The organism is Shewanella colwelliana (assembly GCF_001735525.1).
In the GTDB taxonomy this organism is placed as follows: Bacteria; Pseudomonadota; Gammaproteobacteria; order Enterobacterales; family Shewanellaceae; genus Shewanella; species Shewanella colwelliana.
Map to the genome: position 1 here is coordinate 1 of NZ_MCBT01000017.1, position 2,289 is coordinate 2,289.

At 39.9% G+C, this 2,289-nt stretch carries 2 protein-coding genes and 1 pseudogene; 1 reads left to right on the top strand and 2 read right to left on the bottom strand.

From position 1 onward, the window contains the following. A pseudogene (locus tag BEL05_RS06720) lies at window positions 1-234 on the top strand (IS91 family transposase); the annotation flags it as partial. 289 nt (window positions 235-523) lie between these two features. Here BEL05_RS06720 and BEL05_RS06725 read toward each other — a convergent pair. Next, a complete protein-coding gene (locus BEL05_RS06725) occupies window positions 524-859 on the bottom strand; it encodes a hypothetical protein (RefSeq protein ID WP_069670681.1) in 336 nt (111 codons plus the stop codon). 164 nt (window positions 860-1,023) lie between these two features. Beyond that, the gene (locus BEL05_RS06730; RefSeq protein WP_069670682.1) at window positions 1,024-1,932 is read right to left on the bottom strand and encodes a restriction endonuclease; all 909 of its coding nucleotides are present in this window, start codon (window positions 1,930-1,932) and stop codon (window positions 1,024-1,026) included. Between the last annotated feature and the right edge of the window lie 357 nt (window positions 1,933-2,289).

Genomic DNA, 2,289 nt, shown 5'->3' on the forward strand with positions numbered 1-2,289 from the left:
AAAGGGTTACGCCGAGTACGAGATTATGGATTACTTAGCGGGAACTTTCGCAAGCTGAGGCAACAAATACAGTTGATGTTAGCGGTCTCAGGGATGGTATTTCCCGTAGTCGAAGAGGCAAAACGCATTGCGGCAATACGGCCTTGTCCTTGCTGCCAGCAGCCGATGACATTTATGGGCGTACATGGAAAAAAGCAGGGGCGACTGACAAGCTTTCATAGCCAGAGCACTTAGCAATCTAACGCCACTGTTTAAGCGGTAAGATAACAGGATTTTGAAATTTTAGATCGCTAGAAGTGAAACGCAGGAGGTGATTAAGCTTTTGAAACTATAGGCTTACTTATTGGCTGTCAGTGCTAAGGGATAGCTATGGCTAGCCAAAAGTGTAAATTAAGCTCCCCGACCTAAACCGGCGTGAGCTCTCACGCCGCTATTTACTATATAAAGGTATCACTTCCTACAAACCCGGGCTTGTTCAACACTCGGGATAAGGACGCGGCTACGCGCGGCCTATCCTTATTTGTTATTTGTTATATGCCCGATTATACAAAGCTACTGCATGTTTTGCAGGTTCACTCTTAGTTAATAAATAGTTGACTATAAACATCAATGGAAATAGTAACAAGAATACTAAATTACCAGCATCGTTTTTTGCTGCTGATGACCAAACAGGAATACTAAAGTTACCACTTAATAAAAAAGTAGAGATAAAAAAGCACTTTAGGTAGCCATCCGATTTTTTATAAATAGCTAAATAACGATGAAAAAAGAATGCTGCAACGAAAGCTATTAAAGTGGAAACCACAGCTTTGTCATAGTATTCACTAGCAAGTGTTGAAACTAAAAAGCCAGGATACATTGCTAGAATCGCACAAGGAAGTGCAATAATGTTCTTCGATTTAATGGTGCACCTCAATATCCTTTAGGGCATATAACGCCGCAATAAGCGGACTAAAATTGTGGGTTATACTGTGAAGCGAAGCGGAACGTAACCCACTGTTTTAGTTCCGTTTAATTGCCTTGTTAAGTTCCGATTCCGTAGCAGTTAAAGCCAACAACATTGAATATTGGCTGAAATTCAAGTTCACTTATATCATCTATTTTCTTCCATGATTTTTGTACTTCCTCTGGATTTAAACCACCCAAAGTAAATGCATTAGTAACTACTGATCCAGAATGTTCATCTTGGAGACCATTCATATCTTCGACTGGTAAATGACCAACATATAAGTTTTGTTTAACAAGTAATCTGACTGTTAATCTAACCATTACTTTGTCTCCATAACCATTATCGATGTATACCTTATCTTCACCGAAAATGGATAATTCTTCGTGCTCTCCAGGTTCACTCGGAAATAAGCCTTGATCCCATTTCGATTGTGCCATTTCAAGAGCACTACCTAGTTCAACACCATTCTCATCAGCAACAGATAAATTGTAGAATTCTTGAGGAATCATTAATGGTTTTGGATCAGAACAGCTTATTCCAAAGCCCATAAATGAATTTCTAAAATCACATAGCACTGGAGCTGTGACATTAACCTGCCACTTATGTTTGTCTGTTGATACTGGTCGGTATAAATCAATTTGTAATTTCTTTGCTCTTTTTAATGCGGCTTTAGAGAAGCCAGAAGGACAAACTAAAGCTCCCTTATGAGCTTTCACATCTTGAACTAGCCCATGAAATTCTTCGACGCCCTTAACATCAATCGGCTTTGAATAGTCTTTGCAGTCAATGACAATTTGCATTGTATACTGACCAATATTTTGTTCGACCAGAACATCAATTTGCCTTTTGGTTTCGCTTTCAACTCCATCAAGCATGACATTATGCTGAACGGTAGCATCTGGTGATAACTGTTTTTGGATTTGAGCTACTAGTTTTTCAAGAGCTTTCCAATCGGGGATATTTTCTTTTTTTACATTGCTCATTCGATAACATTCACTCAATTAGGAACTTAACGATCGTGGTTCACGAGCCGAAGGTCTCGTGAAACGGCTTGTTCTTTACTTTCGGAGAGAGGAGGTTATCGCTACTCAATCCGTGAGTTTATATTCCATGCCCTTGGGGCTTAATTAATGCCCCCTGCGGCGTGAGGGAAGCATCGCTGCTTTACTTGAAGTCAATTGCAGGTCTCTTAAAAGCTTCGCTTTACGAGCCTTAGCAAGTGCCTTCAAGCTATCATAAATTAGGCGTTTCTTCCATCGCGTTTGGCTCTATCTATTCCTTCGGCTAGACTTAAATATCACTTCTTTTTTGCTAAAAATCGTCTACCGCAGGTCAAGAAC

Bases quoted from the DNA above. Each gene is read 5' to 3' on its own strand.
- BEL05_RS06725 (WP_069670681.1), bottom strand. From the start codon at position 859: ATGTATCCTGGCTTTTTAGTTTCAACACTTGCTAGTGAATACTATGAC.
- BEL05_RS06730 (WP_069670682.1), bottom strand. From the start codon at position 1,932: ATGAGCAATGTAAAAAAAGAAAATATCCCCGATTGGAAAGCTCTTGAA.